Source organism: Neisseria sicca VK64 (assembly GCF_000260655.1).
Taxonomy (GTDB): domain Bacteria; phylum Pseudomonadota; class Gammaproteobacteria; order Burkholderiales; family Neisseriaceae; genus Neisseria; species Neisseria sicca_B.
Window position 1 is genome coordinate 1 of record NZ_AJMT01000084.1, and the last position, 15996, is coordinate 15996.

At 54.4% G+C, this 15996-nt stretch carries 13 protein-coding genes; 5 read left to right on the top strand and 8 right to left on the bottom strand.

Translation table 11 applies throughout. From position 1 onward, the window contains the following. Positions 1–197: 197 nt before the first annotated feature. From HMPREF1051_RS04975 to HMPREF1051_RS05005, 6 genes are all read right to left on the bottom strand, one after another. Positions 198–1721 carry a phospholipase D family protein gene (locus HMPREF1051_RS04975; protein ID WP_003765285.1) on the bottom strand — a complete coding sequence of 508 codons (1524 nt, stop codon included), beginning with the start codon at positions 1719–1721 and terminating at the stop codon, positions 198–200. A gap of 101 nt (positions 1722–1822) precedes the next feature. Then, entirely contained in the window at positions 1823–3241 is a 1419-nt protein-coding gene (locus tag HMPREF1051_RS04980) for an MFS transporter (protein ID WP_003765282.1), read from the bottom strand. Between the two features lie 269 nt (positions 3242–3510). Continuing rightward, positions 3511–5421 carry an alpha-amylase family protein gene (locus HMPREF1051_RS04985; protein ID WP_036491954.1) on the bottom strand — a complete coding sequence of 637 codons (1911 nt, stop codon included), beginning with the start codon at positions 5419–5421 and terminating at the stop codon, positions 3511–3513. A gap of 770 nt (positions 5422–6191) precedes the next feature. Continuing rightward, positions 6192–7574 (bottom strand): phosphomannomutase/phosphoglucomutase, encoded by a 1383-nt coding sequence (locus HMPREF1051_RS04995; RefSeq protein WP_003765284.1) that lies wholly within the window; start codon positions 7572–7574, stop codon positions 6192–6194. A gap of 121 nt (positions 7575–7695) precedes the next feature. Then, positions 7696–8535: a neutral zinc metallopeptidase gene (locus tag HMPREF1051_RS05000; protein WP_003765287.1), complete on the bottom strand. Its 840-nt coding sequence runs from the start codon at positions 8533–8535 to the stop codon at positions 7696–7698. A gap of 166 nt (positions 8536–8701) precedes the next feature. Beyond that, positions 8702–9649 (bottom strand): class I SAM-dependent methyltransferase, encoded by a 948-nt coding sequence (locus tag HMPREF1051_RS05005; RefSeq protein ID WP_003765291.1) that lies wholly within the window; start codon positions 9647–9649, stop codon positions 8702–8704. Positions 9650–9986: 337 nt separating this feature from the next. On the opposite strand from HMPREF1051_RS05005, the gene HMPREF1051_RS05010 reads away from it, so the two are divergent. After that, positions 9987–11360 carry a DEAD/DEAH box helicase gene (locus HMPREF1051_RS05010; protein WP_003765259.1) on the top strand — a complete coding sequence of 458 codons (1374 nt, stop codon included), beginning with the start codon at positions 9987–9989 and terminating at the stop codon, positions 11358–11360. A gap of 178 nt (positions 11361–11538) precedes the next feature. On the opposite strand, the gene HMPREF1051_RS05015 is transcribed toward HMPREF1051_RS05010, so the two are convergent. After that, positions 11539–12120 (bottom strand): superoxide dismutase, encoded by a 582-nt coding sequence (locus HMPREF1051_RS05015; protein WP_003765272.1) that lies wholly within the window; start codon positions 12118–12120, stop codon positions 11539–11541. Between the two features lie 264 nt (positions 12121–12384). Here HMPREF1051_RS05015 and miaA point away from each other — a divergent pair, with 264 nt between their 5' ends. The 4 genes from miaA to HMPREF1051_RS14820 all read left to right on the top strand — a co-directional run bounded on the left by miaA (position 12385) and on the right by HMPREF1051_RS14820 (position 15297). After that, on the top strand, positions 12385–13326 hold the full coding sequence (gene miaA, locus HMPREF1051_RS05020) for a tRNA (adenosine(37)-N6)-dimethylallyltransferase MiaA (protein WP_003765266.1): 942 nt from the start codon (positions 12385–12387) through the stop codon (positions 13324–13326). A gap of 15 nt (positions 13327–13341) precedes the next feature. Continuing rightward, complete coding sequence (gene tadA, locus HMPREF1051_RS05025; RefSeq protein WP_036491963.1) at positions 13342–14064, top strand: tRNA adenosine(34) deaminase TadA; 723 nt, start codon at positions 13342–13344, stop codon at positions 14062–14064. A 163-nt stretch (positions 14065–14227) separates the two neighbouring features. Beyond that, positions 14228–15133 carry an oxygen-dependent coproporphyrinogen oxidase gene (hemF, locus tag HMPREF1051_RS05030; RefSeq protein ID WP_036491957.1) on the top strand — a complete coding sequence of 302 codons (906 nt, stop codon included), beginning with the start codon at positions 14228–14230 and terminating at the stop codon, positions 15131–15133. Then, positions 15133–15297, top strand: a complete 165-nt coding sequence (locus tag HMPREF1051_RS14820; protein WP_003765280.1) for a hypothetical protein — start codon at positions 15133–15135, stop codon at positions 15295–15297. Before hemF ends, HMPREF1051_RS14820 begins: the two co-directional genes overlap by 1 nt. A gap of 68 nt (positions 15298–15365) precedes the next feature. On the opposite strand, the gene tpx is transcribed toward HMPREF1051_RS14820, so the two are convergent. After that, positions 15366–15860 (bottom strand): thiol peroxidase, encoded by a 495-nt coding sequence (gene tpx / locus HMPREF1051_RS05035; RefSeq protein WP_003760119.1) that lies wholly within the window; start codon positions 15858–15860, stop codon positions 15366–15368. Positions 15861–15996: the final 136 nt, after the last annotated feature.

Consider the following 15996-nt stretch of genomic DNA (forward strand, 5'->3'; position numbering starts at 1 on the left):
CAAAGAGAACGATTCTCTAAGGTGCTGAAGCACCAAGTGAATCGGTTCCGTACTATCCGTACTGTCTGCGGCTTCGTCGCCTTGTCCTGGTTTAAATTTAATCCACTATATTTGTGTGATGGGTTAGTCCGTATTTTTGTTTTGAGGTCGTCTGAAAACTTGAAATACAGGTTTTCAGACGACCTTTCGTTTGGGTCTTACAGCAATCCTTCTATCGGCAGGATGGAGAGGATTTTGGAGGTAACGCGTTTCCAGAATTTGGCTTCCGGCTCGGCGGAGTAGGTTTTTTGGGTGGCGGGGTCGTACCAGTGAAGTTTGTTGTATTTGTCGAGGGTAACCTGATAGGCGTATTTCGGGGTGGTATTGACGAGGGTGCGCTGCATTTCGCCTGCGATTTTGGGGCTTTCGAGGACGACGCCCATTTCGGTGTTGAGTCTGGCGGAGCGCGGGTCGAGGTTGAATGAGCCGATGAAGACGCGTTTTTCGTCCACGATGAAGGTTTTGGCGTGCAGGCTGGTGGCGGAACTGCCGGTCAGACCGCGGTCTTTGGTGGTGGGGACGGCGTGGTTGGGTTGCAGCTCGTAGAGTTTGACACCGACTTTGAGCAGGGGCTTGCGGTATTTGACGTAGCCTGAATGGACGGCGGCGACATCGGTCGCTTGGAGCGAGTTGGTCAGGACGGTTACGTCCACGCCGTTTTGGACGAGTTGGTCGAGCGCGCGCACGCCTGATTTGGTGGGAACGAAATAGGGCGAAACGAGATAGACGCTTTTTTCGGGCGTTTTCAGGGCGTTTTGCATGCGGTCGAAAATGGGCGGTTTGTGGCGGTCGCGGTCCAGCCCTTTGGCGGGGTCGTCGCTGATCAGGCGGGTGTGGACGCTTTGCCAGTCTATGCTGTTGCTCTGCATTTTTTTGTAGAGTTCGGAATTTTCGATGCTGCTGCGGTAGCGGCTGAGGGTTTCGTTTTTGTCTTTGTCGTTGTAACCCAGCTCTTGGAAGCCTTTTTCGATATCGCCTTTTTTGATGATGCTGGCGACAGTGTAGGAGGAATGGCTTGCCCAATAGCGGTCGAAGTCTTGGGAAACTTCGGTCACGACGCGGCCGGTGGCGAGGATGTCGAGGTCGGCGAAGATGGTGTCTTCGCCGACTTTGAAATATTCGTCGCCGATATTGCGCCCGCCGAGGATGGTGGCGCGGTTGTCGGCGGTGAAGGATTTGTTGTGCATCCGGCGGTTGAGGCGGGGGAAGTCGGTCAAATAGCCCAGCGCGCGCCATTTGCGGCGGACGAAGGGGTTGAACAGGCGGATTTCGATATTGGGATGGCTGTCGAGGGCGAGCAGGACGTTGTCCAGGCCGTTGGTGTTGTTGTCGTCCAGCAGCAGGCGCACGCGCACGCCGCGTTCGGCGGCACGGTGGATCAGGTTGAACATGAGCTTGCCGGAGATGTCGTTGTGCCAGATGTAGTATTGGAGATCCAGGGTGTGGTCGGCGGCTTCAATCAGGGCGGCGCGGGCGACGAAGGCTTCGTGCGCGTCGTTGAGCAGATAGACATTGGAAATATCGCCGCCGGTTTTGGCAGTGGCGGTGTTGAGCAGGGCATCCATGCGCGGGGCGGAACGGATGTCGAGGTAGTGGCTTTCAGGGCGATCGTCCAGTGAGGGCAGGCCGGCGCAACCTGTCAGAAAAACCGGAAGCATAAGGATGAGATGGATTTTTTTCATTCTTGAGGGCGTTTCAGACGACCTTTTTCGCTGAAACGGTATTTTTATTTAGAAGGGTCGTCTGAAAAGAAGTTCGATGTTTATACGGTTCGCATTTTAACCTATTTTTTTGAAGTCGTTAGGTTGCGTCCGTCGGAAATGTGCAGGCGGCTGAATATGGTGCTGGAGACGAGTGTAATCAAACCGATGGAAAGCAGGGTAAGGCGGAATGAGAGGTGGAGGTTGCCTGCGGTGAAGCTGCTTTGCGACCAGTTTTGCAGGATAAGCGCGCCGAGCGCAATGCCGAGGCTGATGGCGAGTTGTTGGTTGACCGCCATCAGGCTGTTGCCGCTGCCGGTTTGGTGCGCGCGCAGGTCGGCGATGGTCAGGGTATTCATGGCGGAAAACTGGATGGAGTTGCAGGTGCCGATGAGGAGCAGCAGGACTATCCAGACGCTTAAGGACGTGTCGGCGTCGGGTAGGGCAAGCAGCATAATCAATATGGCGAGGAGGCGCGTGTTCCAAATCAACACGCTGCGGTAGCCGAAGCGCGACATCAGGGGCTTGATGAGCGGTTTGACAACAAGCGAGGCGAAAGCGACGGGCGCGACCAGCCAGCCGGATACGCTGGCGGCAAAGCCGAACGCGACTTGGAACAATAGCGGCAGCAAAAAGGGGATGGAACTGATGCCGAGCCGGCTGAACAGATTGCCTGTCAGACCCAGCCGGAAGGTGCGGACTTGGAATAAATCCGCCGCATAAATCGGGTTGGCGGCGGTTTTCATGTGGCGGTAGTAGAGCAGGGCAAATGCCGTACCGCCGAGCGCGAGTAGGAGTGAAAACCAAACCGCACCAGAATGGGACACCATTTCCACCGCCAACATCAAGAGACACGCCGCCGAAGCGAAAGTCAGGTAGCCACTCAAGTCCAGAACCGTATTTTCGCCTTTGACATCGGGCATAATCCGCCAGCCCAGCAAAACGCCGAGCAGCCCTATGGGCAGGTTCATCAGGAAAATCCAATGCCAAGATGCGTATTCGACCAAATAGCCGCCGACCAAAGGTCCGAATATCGGGCCGATCAGCGCAGGCATGACGGCATAATTGATGGCGTTTAAGAGTTGGGATTTGTCGTACACGCGCAAAATCGTCAGGCGCGGTACGGGTACCAACATCGACCCGCCTATGCCCTGAATCACCCGCGCCATCACCAGCATGGGCAGATTGGCTGCCGCCGCACACAATGCCGATCCGAGCATGAAAATGCCGATCGAACCGAAAAATACGTTTTTGGTGCCGAACCTGTCCACCAAATAGCCGCTTAAAGGAATCAGCAGGGCAACGGTCAGCGTATAGGAAATCGCCGCCAGCTGCATATTGAGCGGCGATACATTGAAATCTTTGGCGATTTCGGGCAGGGCGGTATTCAGAATCGTCGCGTCCAGCATTTGCATGAAAATCGCAATCGCCAACAGCAGGGGCAGCCATCGGGACGGGCGGACAGGCGGCGTTTCCGAAACGTTTGATTCGGTTTTGTTCATAGGGATGAATTGTAACTGATTTGGCAGGAGGTCGTCTGAAAGGCGGCTTGGTGTTTTTCAGGCTTTGGGATGAGAACCGGATGACTGTTGAATGAATGGATTTTTGACAGATTTGTTGACTTGAAGATGAAGAAACGAGCGGGTTGCGCCTATGGGGAAAGGCGGTGGGCAGGTTGTGTGTGGAACATTTATTTTGTCGAAAAGGTCGTCTGAAAACAGGAAAATACCGGTTTTCAGACGACCTTTGCGTTTTTAAGCTGCTTCAATCATCAGGCGATTTCGAGCCACATCACTTGGTAGGGGCGCAGCACCAAATCCTGATTCAGTGCCACGGTTTCGCCGCTGATGAGGTCTTTGACGCGGGCGGGCATGGCTTGCAGGGTGTGCGCGCTGATGGTTTGCGGGTGTTCGCTGAAGTTGCCGAACGCCAACAGCGCGTTGTTGCGGATGTAGCCGATGATGTGTTTGTTGTTGGTGTTGAAAGTAACCAGACGGCCGCCGTTCAAACGCGGGTTGTTTTGGCGGATGTCTATCATGTGGCGCAGGCTTTGATAGATTTGTCCTGCCGCGGTTGACGGGTCGTGGCGCTGTTCGTACAACTCGGCGTTGTAACGCGGACGGTGCGCCCAGCGGCTGTCGTCGCTCTTGTTGCGGTCGTTCGACCAATCGTCGTCGTTGAGCGTGCCGACTTCGTCGCCGAGATAAATCAGGGGCAGGCCGCCGGTACTCAGGGCGATGCTGTACAAAAGTTTGATGCGGTCAACAGCGTGTGGGTCATGTTGCGCCAAACCTGCCAGGGCGGCGGCAGTACCGCTGACACGGCAGTCGCCGGTGTTGGGGTTGTATTGGAAGGGGACGCCGCGCGCGAAGCTGCCGTCGAAATGGTTGACGAAGAAGCGGTTGAGGAATTGGCGGTGGTCGTAGCCGTGGATGCCGAATTGTGATGCGTCTTCGTCGGCGAACGTCCAGCCGATGTCGTCATGGCTGCGGACGTAGTTGACCCATGCGGTATGGTCGGGCAGGTTGTGGCGGTAGGAGAGGGCTTGGTGGAGCAGGTTGACTTCGCGGGTGGCGAGGGTGTTCCACAGCAATGCCATTTGCAGCGGGTTGTAGCCGATTTGGCATTCGTCTTGTCCGATGTATTGGACGACTTGGTCGGGGTGGACGATGGCTTCGGATTTGAAGAACACGGCAGGTGCGGCGATGCGCATGACGGCGTTGAACGCGCGGATTAAGGCGTGGGCTTGCGGCAGGTTTTCGCAATCCGTACCCATTTGTTTCCAAATGAAGGCAACGGCGTCCATACGCAGGATGTCGACGCCCAGATTGGCGAGGAACATCATTTCGCCCGCCATGGCGCGGAATACCCATGGATTGCTGTAATTCAAATCCCATTGGAAGGAATTGAACGTCGTCCATACCCAGCGTCCGTCTTCCAATTGGGAGAAGCCGCCCGGATGCTGGTCGGGGAAGATTTCGCGCAGGGTGCGGTCGTATTGGTCGGGCATCCAGCGGTCGGGGAAGATATAGTAGAAATTGTCGAAAAGCGGGTCGCCGGCGGCACAGCGTTTCGCCCATTCGTGTTCGTTGGAAGTGTGGTTGAAGATGAAATCGACGACGGCGGAAATGCCTGCTTCGTGCAGCGCGGCAATGACATCGCGCAAATCGTCTATCGTACCCAAAGCCGGATTGACGTCGCGGTAGCTGCTGACCGCATAGCCGCCGTCGCTCTTGCCTTCAGGGCATTTAAACAGCGGCATCATGTGCAGATAGGTCAGCCCCAGCTCTTGAAAATAAGGGATTTTTGCTTTCAAGCCTTTCAAATCGCCCGCGAACAAATCGACATAACACACGCCGCCGACCTGTTTATTGGACAAAATCCAATCGGGGTCATTCTCACGTGCGGCATCGATGGCTTTCAGAGACTTGTCGCGTTGGGAATAGCTTTGCCATGCTTGGGCAATCAGTTGTTCCAGCATGGGCAGGACGGCTTCGTTGTCGTTGTAAACGTTGTCCAGCTCGTGCATCAGCTTGGGAAAATGCTCGTTCAAACGCCGGTCAAACTGTTTCCAGTCTTCGGAAGCTTCGACGGTCGCACGCTGTTTGGGGCTATATTCTGCCAAGGCGCGCTCTTTGAGATGATGCAGGGTCAAATCGACCTGTTGGGTCTGGGTCAACATGATGTTTACTCCGAGTTGAGGTTGGATTTGTTTGGAAGCCTGATTCCTGCTGCCTGCGCCCCTGAAACGCATGCAGGCTTAAGGCAAAATTGAGAAGTCCATCATACTGTAAGAAGCTGTTTGTGCATAGTAGCCTGAAATGGTTGGGAAAATAGGCTTTTAATCGGGTTGGGGTCGTCTGAAAACGGCATGGATTTTTTTATATGGGTTGGAGTGGGTTTGAATGTTTGGTATTTAATGTTAATTGGGTGGTTATTTTTTAGATAAATGGCCCTATTCTTTATGTTTTGAACAATAATTTGCCGCGGTGTCGGCTGTGTATTTATCCAATAAGCAATATTTGGGTATTGGATGAGGAGGTGAACGCATTTATTTTCTTGGGTAAAGGACAACGGGCGTTTTTGAAGAAGATAATTTTGTTTGATGGAAGTCAAAGGTCGTTGATGGGGAAGTTTGGGCGTATTGGCTTGGAAGAATAGGGTGTTGTCCTGACTGAGTTTAAAGAGCGGAAACATCGAAATATAGTGGATTAACTTTAAACCAGTACGGCGTTACCTCGCCTTAGCTCAAAGAGAACGATTCTCTAAGGTGCTGAAGCACCAAGTGAATCGGTTCCGTACTATCTGTACTGTCTGCGGCTTCGTCGCCTTGTCCTGATTTAAATTTAATCCGCTATAAGTTTGAAGGGCATAAACATCGAAACAAAAGGTCGTCTGAAAACGGGAATACTCGTTTTCAGACGACCTTTCGAGCTTTAAAGCGTTAACCGTTTACAGTGGCCATTTCAGCGCGGGATTGCTTTCTATGACGGCTTTGAACTGGTTTTGAATCCGCCCGATGGCTTCGTCGGAATCCGCCTCGAAACGCAACACCAAAATCGGCGTGGTATTCGAGGCGCGCATCAGACCGAAGCCGTCGGGGAATTCTACGCGCAGGCCGTCGATGGTGATGATTTCGGTCGCGCCTTCGAATTTGGCTTTGGCGGCAAGTTCGTCGATAACCTGATGGCCGTTGCTGCCTTCGGGCAGGTCGATGTTGAGTTCGGGCGTGGAAATGCTTTGCGGCAGGTTGTTCAACACTTCGGACGGATTGTCGAAGGCAGACAGGATTTCCAAGAGGCGCGCGCCGGCGTACATGCCGTCGTCGAAGCCGAACCAGCGTTCTTTGAAGAAGATATGTCCGCTCATTTCGCCGGCCACCAGCGCACCGGTTTTTTTCATGGTGGACTTGATGAAGCTGTGGCCGGTTTTTTCCATGACGGCTTCGCCGCCGTGTTCTTTAATCCACGGAGCCAGCAGGCGGGTGGATTTGACGTCGAAGATGACTTTCGCGCCGGGGTTGCGGCTCAAAACGTCTTGGGCGAACAGCATGAGCTGGCGGTCGGGATAAATAATGTTGCCGTCTTTGGTCACGACGCCCAAGCGGTCGGCATCGCCGTCAAAAGCCAAGCCGATTTCGGCGTCGCTGTTTTTCAGTGCGGCAATCAAATCTTGCAGGTTTTTCGGTTTGGAAGGGTCGGGATGGTGGTTGGGGAAATTGCCGTCCACTTCGCAGAAAAGTTCGGTCACTTCGTTGCCCAAACCTTTGTAGAGCTTGCCTGCGAATGCGCCGCCCACGCCGTTGCCCGCGTCGATGGCGATTTTCATGGGGCGTTTGAGTTTGACGTGGCCGACGATGTGATTGTGGTATTCGCCGGAAATGTCTTTTTCGGTTACGCTGCCTTTTTTGTCGGAAGCGGTTAGTTTGTCGGCTTCGATCAGGGCAAGCAGTTCTTGGATGGCTTCGCCTGCGAGGGTGTCGCCGCCGAGCATCATTTTGAAGCCGTTGTAATCGGGCGGGTTGTGGCTGCCGGTAATCATCACGCCGCTGCCGCCGCATTCGTTGATGGCGGCGAAATACAGCATGGGGGTGGCGACCATGCCGACATTGAGGACGTCGATGCCGCTGTCGGTAAAGCCGCGCTGGATGTGTTCCATCAGTTCGGGACCGCTCAAGCGTCCGTCGCGTCCGAGTGCGATGCGGGTAATGCCTTTTTCGGCGGCTCGGGTTGCGATGGCTTTGCCGATAAGGTAGGCGGCTTCGTTGGTCAGGGTTTTGCCGACAATGCCTCGGATGTCGTAGGCTTTGAAGATGTCGCGGGCAATGTTTGCCATGATGGTTTCCTTTGTGATTGTGAATGGAAAACGGGCTTATTCTAACATAGGCAAAGGTCGTCTGAAGGCTTTCAGACGACCTTTGGGGGTTATATCAAATAACCATTCACTGCGGTTTCGATCAATTGCCGAAAGTGTTGCATTGATTGATGTCGCCGCTGTCCAAACCGCGTTTGAGCCATGCCATGCGCTGTTCGGACGAGCCGTGTGTAAAGCTGTCGGGAACAACATAGCCCTGCCCGTCTTTCTGCAGGCGGTCGTCGCCGACGGATTCGGCAGCCAGCATGGCTTTGGGGATGTCTTCGGGTTTGAAGATATTATTGTTGACGGCGTAATGCCCCCAAATGCCCGCGTAGCAGTCTGCCTGCAATTCGAGTTTGACGGAAAGGGCATTAGCTTCTTTTTTGCCGACCTGTTGCTGCATTCTGTGGATTTTGGGCAGGATGCCGAGCAGGTTTTGGATGTGGTGTCCGACTTCGTGTGCGATGACGTAGGCAAACGCGGCATCGCTGGCAGAGTTGAGTTTGGTCTGCATATCCCTATAAAAGTCTAAGTCGAGATAGACTTTTTGGTCGCCCGGGCAGTAAAACGGCCCCATTGCCGATTGACCCATGCCGCAGGCGGTGGATGTACCGCCGTTGTATAACACCAGCGTGGTCGGGGTGTAATTTTGTCCGTGTTGCTTGAAATAGCTGCCCCAGGCTTTTTCCGTATCGGCGAGGACGACGCGGGCAAGTTCGTTCAGTTCGGCTTCTTCTTGAGGTTTGAGCTGGGAGGTTTGGGTTGAACCCGTACCCATGGAAGGCGTGCCGACCAAGCCGCTCAAATCGACGCCGTAATAAGCGCCGATCAAAACGACGATGATGCCGAGGATGCCGGGCGTCCTACCGCCGCCGCCTCCACCGCTGCTGCCGCGTCGGTCTTCTACGTTTTGACTCTGTTCGCGTCCTTTCCAATCCATCTTGTGTGTTCCTTGTTGTGAAGTGATATGGGGCGGATTATACCGTGAAGGGGCGGCGTGATGCCTGCCTATATTGAGAAAAGGTCGTCTGAAAACACCAAACGGAGTTTTCAGACGACCTTTGTGCAGATAAACCGTTGGGTATTTCAACCAACGACGAGGACAGTCAGGCTTTGTGCCTGATTTCCCAACACTGATGGATTTTCTTGTTGCGGAAATCGTCGGGAACGGATTGTTTGGAAATGTCTTTGACGGCGTATTGTTCCGATACCGAATCGTCCAAGACGAAGCTGCGCAAGTTGTTGGAGAAGTACAAAAGGCCGCCTGAAGCGAGCAGGTTCATCGCGCCGTCAATCAGCTTTTTGTGGTCGCGCTGGATGTCGAGGATGTCGAGCATCTTTTTGCTGTTGGAGAAGCTGGGCGGATCCATGACGATGAGGTCGAACTGTTTGCCGTCGGCAGCGGCGTTTTGCAGGTATTGGAACACGTCGGCGCGGACGATTTTGTGTTGCTCGGGGCTGATGCCGTTGAGTTCGAAATTGCGTTTCGCCCAATCGAGATAAGTGTTGGACAAATCGACGGTTTCGCTGGACGCCGCGCCGCCGGTGGCGGCATAGACGGTGAAGCTGCCGGTGTAGGAAAACAGGTTGAGGAAGCGTTTGCCCGCTGCGGTTTCGCCGACTTTTTTGCGCGTGTTGCGGTGGTCGAGGAAGAGGCCGGTGTCGAGGTATTTGTCGAGGTTGACCCAAAATTTGCGGCCGTTTTCGGTGATGACGAAATCGTCGCCGGTTTTGCCGGTTTTCTCGTATTGCAGCAAGCCTTTTTGGCGTTCGCGGCGTTTGAGGTGGATTTGTTCGGGCGCAAAACCGGTAACGAAGGCGACGGCTTCCAAGACTTCGGCAAGCCACGCTTCGTATTCTTCGGGCTGCATCAGCCAGCCGGTATCGTATTCCTGAAGGTGGATTTGGTCGCCGTAAACATCGACGGCAAAAGGGAATTGGGGGATGTCGCGGTCGTAAATGCGCCAGGCTTCAATGCCGTTGCGTTTCGCCCATTTCATGAGGTGTTTGATGTTTTTGCCCATGCGGTTGGCGAAGGGTGTGATGTCGGTCATGGTTTCAGACGGCCTGAATGAGGATTGGGAAGGGTTTGGATTTTAACGCACTTGATGCCTTTTTGCTTGACCGTTGTCCATAAAATCGATATTATCCGCCGTTCGCCTTTTTATACGAAGCCATCGTCTTCCAACCTAAACCGCCGTTTCGGGCGCGTTTCTTTTATTGCTTGCTGATTTGCCAAGCCTTTCTGTGCAGGTTGTCGTCGATGTTAACCACAAGCAAGATGCTTGCGACAACCCTGTAACTTCACATTTCCCGTATCGTTACTTTCCTTTGCTTCAGGTCGTCTGAAAACCGTTCAGACGTGCGCGTTGTTGTCTCTTTAGGATAGCCATGTCTATTAAATTTGCCGATTTGAACCTTGATAAAAACATCTTGTCCGCCGTGCGCAGCGAGGGTTACGAAAGCCCGACGCCGATTCAGGCGCAAGCCATTCCGTTTGCTTTGGAAGGCCGCGACATCATGGCTTCGGCGCAAACCGGCTCCGGTAAAACCGCCGCCTTCCTGCTGCCGACGTTGCAGCGGCTGACCAAACGCAGCGAAAAACCGGGCAAAGGCCCGCGCGCGTTGGTGTTGACGCCGACCCGTGAATTGGCGGCGCAAGTCGAGAAAAACGCGCTGGCGTACGCCAAAAATATGCGTTGGTTCCGCACCGTCAGCATCGTCGGCGGCGCATCTTTCGGCTACCAAACCCGCGCCCTGAGCAAACCGGTCGACCTGATTGTCGCCACGCCGGGCCGTCTGATGGATTTGATGCAAAGCGGCAAGGTCGATTTTGACCGCTTGGAAGTGCTGATTTTGGACGAAGCCGACCGTATGCTGGACATGGGCTTTATCGACGACATCGAAACCATCGTCGAAGCGACTCCGACTGACCGTCAGACTTTATTATTCTCCGCCACTTGGGACGGCGCGGTCGGTAAGCTGGCGCGCAAACTGACGAAAAACCCTGAAATCATCGAAGTCGAGCGCGTGGACGACCAAGGCAAAATCGAAGAGCAACTGCTGTATTGCGACGATATGCGCCACAAAAACCGCCTGCTCGACCACATCCTGCGCGACGCCAACATCGATCAATGCGTGATTTTCACGTCCACCAAAGCCATGACCGAAGTCATCGCCGACGATTTGTACGAAAAAGGTTTCGCCGCCAACTGCCTGCACGGCGACATGCCGCAAGGCTGGCGCAACCGCACGCTGATGGATTTGCGTAAAGGCCGCTGCAAAATTTTGGTTGCCACCGACGTTGCCGCACGCGGTATCGACGTGCCGACCATTACCCACGTCATCAACTACGACCTGCCGAAACAGGCGGAAGACTACGTCCACCGCATCGGCCGCACCGGACGGGCAGGGCGCACGGGTATTGCGATTACCTTCGCCGAAGTGAACGAATACGTCAAAGTACACAAAATCGAAAAATACATCGGCCGTAAATTGCCTGAGCTGACCGTCGAAGGCATGGAACCGACCCGCAAGCGCAAATCCGCAGGCGGCAAGCCGAAAGGCAAAGGCGGCTGGGGCGATAGAAAATCCGGCGGCTGGCGCGGCGATAAGAAACCGGGCAAAGAAGGCTTCGGCGGCAAATCGCGCGGCGAAGGTTTCAAAAAAGAAGGATTTAAGAAAGGCGGCGAAGGCTTCAAAGGCAAACGTAAAGCCAACGATTCTTTCGGCTCGAAACCAAGCCGTCCAGCGAAAAGAGGCTGATGCTAAAGCCAAATCAATAGCGGGTATAGTGGATTAAATTTAAATCAGGACAAGGCGAGGCAACGCCGTACTGGTTTAAAGTTAATCCACTATATGAAGAAATTTTGATACCGCGTTGCCTAACAAAAAGGTCGTCTGAAAATTGATTTCAGACGACCTTTTATTTTAAACGTTCAACTTAAGCAGCAAAGCGTTTGGCGACTTCGTCCCAGTTGACGATTTCCCAGAAACCTTTCAGGTAGTTGGGGCGGCTGTTGCGGTAGTCGATGTAGTAGGCGTGTTCCCATACGTCGCAGGTCAGCAGCGGAGTGTTTTCAGTGGTCAGCGGAGTTGCCGCGTTGGAAGTGGAAACCAAATCCAATTCGTCGGCAGGGGTTTTCACCAGCCATGCCCAACCGGAGCCGAAAGTACCTGCCGCACAAGCGGAGAATGCTTCTTGGAATTTCTCGAAGCTGCCCCATTTGGCGTCGATGGCGGCGGCCAGCTCGCCGGAAGGTTTGCCTTGACCTTTGGGCGTGAAACCCAGCCAGTAGAAGGTGTGGTTCCAAGTTTGGGCTGCGTTGTTGAACACGCCGCCTGAAGATTTTTTCACAATCTCTTCCAAAGGCAGGTTTTCAAATTCGGTACCTTTGATTTGATTGTTCAGATTGGTGATGTAGGTTTGATGGTGTTTGCCGTAGTGGAACTCCAAAGTCTCTTTGCTCAGATGTGGGGACAATGCGTCCAGTTCATAAGGCAGTTGTGGCAGCTTATGTTCCATTTTAGTGCTCCTAAATTATTTATATATGATTGTATTTTGGTAGTGTTCGTCGGATGGTGCGGGTGTTCGCCCGCATCAGGCAACGGCTGCCATTTTACCTGCTTTAGATTAAAGAAACTAGGGCAGGCCGATATTTCGAGTCTGTCGCAGGTTGAGAAAAATTGAGGGAAATCGGGTGTCGATACAGATATTTATCATGAATGAAGCAATGATTTCAGACGACCTTTTGCTATAATCCGTCCGTTTCCCCATGCCCCTTTTGATATGAACACCCCAAAAGCCTTTGCCATCCTCGGCCCGACTGCCGGCGGGAAAACCGCGCTTGCCTTGAAAATCGCCGAAGCCCTGCCGGTTGAAATCATCAGCCTCGATTCCGCGCTGGTGTACCGCGATATGGACATCGGCACGGCAAAGCCGACGGCTGCCGAGCTTGAAGCCGTGCCGCACCACCTTATCGACATCATCCCGCCGACGGAGTCTTACAGCGCGGCGGAGTTTGTCGGCGACTGCGTGCGGCTGGCGGAGGAAATCCGCGCGCGCGGCAGGCTGCCTTTGATTGTCGGCGGTACGATGATGTATTTCCACGCGCTGACCGAAGGCTTGAACGACCTGCCCGAAGCCGATGCCGCTGTGCGCGCCCGGTTGCAGGAAGAAAAACAACGATACGGCTTGGCGCATCTGTATCAAAACCTGCAAACCATAGACCCTGAAACCGCAGGTCGTCTGAAACCGAACGACAGCCAACGTATCGAACGCGCTTTGGAAGTGTACCACCTGACCGGCAAACCCTTGAGTGCGCATTTTGCCGAAAAAGCCGACTACACCCCGCCGCTCGACCTTTGCACCACCGCCCTGATTCCCGAAAACCGCGCCTTGCTGCACGACAACATCGCCCGCCGTTTTACACAAATGCTGGAACAAGGCTTCATCGACGAAATGCGCGCCCTGCGCCAAAAATATCCCGAGCTGGCCGCCGATATGCCCGCCATGCGCTGCGTCGGCTACCGGCAGGCATGGGATTACCTCGAAGGCTTGACCGATTACGACACCTTTGTCGAAAAAGGCATCGCCGCCACCCGCCAGCTTGCCAAACGCCAACTCACTTGGCTGCGCAAAATCCCATTGGCGCACAGCATCGACCCCTACACTGACGGCAACCACGTTCAGACGACCTTGGCACTCGTCCGCCGCCATTTCCAAATCTAAAACGCCATGTCGACCCTGTTGACCACGCCGCCCGTCGCCCCGCGAACCTTAGCCGCCCTGCAAGCCCTCGGCATCCGCAGCGTAGAGGAGCTGCGTGACACCGGTTCCGTCCAAGCCTTTCTGCTGCTCAAAGCTGCCGGACTGACCGTCACCCGCAGCACGCTTTGGCAACTCGAAGCCCTGCTGCTCGGCATCAAACCGCAAGAGCTGCCGCAAACGCAGAAAACCGCTTTGGAACAAGCCCTTAAAAACCATCCGCCCGTCGCCGTTTTCCCCACGTCGTCTGAAATGGAAACCTTCATGCGCGCCGCCTTGGCGCAGGCAGAACAATCCGCCCGCATCGGCGAAATCCCCGTCGGCGCGGTCGTCGTCTCCAACAACCAAATCATCGCCACCGCCCACAACACCTGCGTCAGCGACCACGACATCAGCCGCCACGCCGAAATCTGCGCCCTTGCCGCCGCAGGTGCCGCCCTCCAAAACTACCGCCTCGACGGCTGCGACCTCTACATCACGCTCGAACCCTGCGCCATGTGCGCCTCCGCCATCATCCAGGCCCGCGTCCACCGCGTCATCTACGGCGCGGCAGAACCGAAAACCGGCGCGGCAGGCAGCGTTGTCAATCTGTTTGCCAATCCGCTGCTGAACAAACACACGGCAATCAAAGGCGGTATCTTGGAAGACGAATGCAAAGCCGTTTTGCAGGCGTTTTTTCAGACGAGGCGCAAACAGGGTTGAGAAAATCAAAGAGGTCGTCTGAAAGCTTAAATCCAAGGTTTCAGACGACCTTTTGAGAGATTGCGAACTTTGTTTCATCCCGTTTTTCAGCAATTCTGATAAATATCCGGCGCGCCGTATTAAAATACGGTTTTCAGACGACCCCATCCATAAGGAACCCGCCATGCACACCGAAGCCGTTTTAACCGTATTGAAAAACCTGCAAAACCAAATCTGCGCCGCGCTTGAGCAAGAAGACGGCGGGGCGGTGTTTGCGCGTGAAGAATGGACGGGTAAATTGGGCGTGGGCGAAACCCGCGTATTGAAAAACGGCGCGGTATTCGAGCAGGCGGGCGTGAATTTTTCGCATGTGAAAGGCAGCAAAATGCCCGCTTCGGCGACGGCGCACCGCCCTGAACTGGCGGGCGCGGCGTTTGAGGCAATGGGCGTGTCGCTGGTGATTCATCCGAAAAATCCGTATGTACCGACCAGCCATGCGAACGTGCGCTTTTTTATCGCGTATCCGGAAGGCGGCGAGCCTGTGTGGTGGTTCGGCGGCGGCTTTGATTTGACGCCGTTTTATCCGTTTGAAGAAGATATTTTGCATTGGCACACGGTCGCGCGGGACGTGTGCGCGCCGTTTGGGGAAGCGGTTTATCCCGAGTTCAAAAAATGGTGCGACGAGTATTTTTACCTGAAACACCGCGGCGAAACGCGCGGCGTGGGCGGTTTGTTTTTCGACGATTTGAACCGCTGGAATTTCGACACCTGCCTGAATTTCATCAAGGCAGTCGGCGAAGGCTACATCGAAGCGTATTTGCCGATTGTGGCGAAACGCAAAAACACGCCATACGGCGAACGCGAGCGTGATTTCCAGCTTTACCGGCGCGGGCGTTATGTGGAATTTAATTTGGTTTGGGACAGGGGCACGCTGTTCGGCCTGCAAAGCGGCGGACGCACGGAAAGCATTTTGATGTCCATGCCGCCTTTGGTGCGCTTCGAGTATCGATACGCGCCCAAAGAAGGTTCGCCCGAAGCGCGGCTGAACGAGTTTCTCACCGCCCGCGACTGGCTCTCGGAGATACAATAATGACGGATAAACGCAAGCCCGACGCCCATCCTTCGGATAAATTCATCCTTGCCATGATTGTCATGGCGGTGTTCCTGGTAATCATCATCGGCGGCGGATTTATCGCCGTAGAATATTTTAAGGCGCATCCCGAAGTGTTTGAATTGAAGCCGCCTGCGAAATAGTTTAGGAAGAAAGACAAAAGGTCGTCTGAAACATTTCAGACGACCTTTTTCAGCTCTAAAACCCTTGTTTACAAAACAGCCAAAGCCGCGTCGTAATCAGGCTCGTTGGCGATTTCGGCAACCAGTTCGCTGTGCAGGACTTTGTCGTTTTCGTCCAAAACCACAACGGCGCGCGCAGTCAGTCCGCGCAACGGACTGTCGGTCAGGGCGACGCCGTAATCGGCGGCAAAGCTGCTGCGGAACGTAGACAGGTTCACAACGTTGTCCAAACCTTCCGCGCCGCAGAAGCGTGCTTGGGCAAACGGCAAATCGGCTGAAATGCACAACACAACCGCGTTGTCCAAAGAAGACGCGCGTTGGTTAAACGTACGCACGGATTGGGCGCACACGCCGGTGTCGACGCTTGGGAAAATGTTCAATACTTTGCGTTTGCCCGCAAAATCCGCCAAAGTTTTGTCGGACAGGTCGGCAGCGGTCAGGCTGAATGCAGGCGCGGTTTGACCGACAGCGGGCAGGTCGCCGGAAGTATGGACAGGGTTGTCGTGGAAGGTAATTTGAGCCATAAGGGTTTCCTTTTTGGGGTTGACTGGGAAATATAGTGGATTAACTTTAAATCAGGACAAGGCGACGAAGCCGCAGACAGTACAGATAGTACGGAACCGATTCACTTGGTGCTTCAGCACCTTAGAGAATCGTTCT

Coding starts and splice junctions, on each gene's coding strand:
- HMPREF1051_RS04975 (WP_003765285.1), bottom strand. CDS start 1,721: ATGAAAAAAATCCATCTCATCCTTATGCTTCCGGTTTTTCTGACAGGT.
- HMPREF1051_RS04985 (WP_036491954.1), bottom strand. CDS start 5,421: ATGTTGACCCAGACCCAACAGGTCGATTTGACCCTGCATCATCTCAAA.
- HMPREF1051_RS05015 (WP_003765272.1), bottom strand. CDS start 12,120: ATGGAACATAAGCTGCCACAACTGCCTTATGAACTGGACGCATTGTCC.
- HMPREF1051_RS05000 (WP_003765287.1), bottom strand. CDS start 8,535: ATGGATTGGAAAGGACGCGAACAGAGTCAAAACGTAGAAGACCGACGC.
- HMPREF1051_RS04995 (WP_003765284.1), bottom strand. CDS start 7,574: ATGGCAAACATTGCCCGCGACATCTTCAAAGCCTACGACATCCGAGGC.
- HMPREF1051_RS04980 (WP_003765282.1), bottom strand. CDS start 3,241: ATGAACAAAACCGAATCAAACGTTTCGGAAACGCCGCCTGTCCGCCCG.
- tpx (WP_003760119.1), bottom strand. CDS start 15,860: ATGGCTCAAATTACCTTCCACGACAACCCTGTCCATACTTCCGGCGAC.
- HMPREF1051_RS05010 (WP_003765259.1), top strand. CDS start 9,987: ATGTCTATTAAATTTGCCGATTTGAACCTTGATAAAAACATCTTGTCC.
- hemF (WP_036491957.1), top strand. CDS start 14,228: ATGCACACCGAAGCCGTTTTAACCGTATTGAAAAACCTGCAAAACCAA.
- HMPREF1051_RS14820 (WP_003765280.1), top strand. CDS start 15,133: ATGACGGATAAACGCAAGCCCGACGCCCATCCTTCGGATAAATTCATC.
- miaA (WP_003765266.1), top strand. CDS start 12,385: ATGAACACCCCAAAAGCCTTTGCCATCCTCGGCCCGACTGCCGGCGGG.
- HMPREF1051_RS05005 (WP_003765291.1), bottom strand. CDS start 9,649: ATGACCGACATCACACCCTTCGCCAACCGCATGGGCAAAAACATCAAA.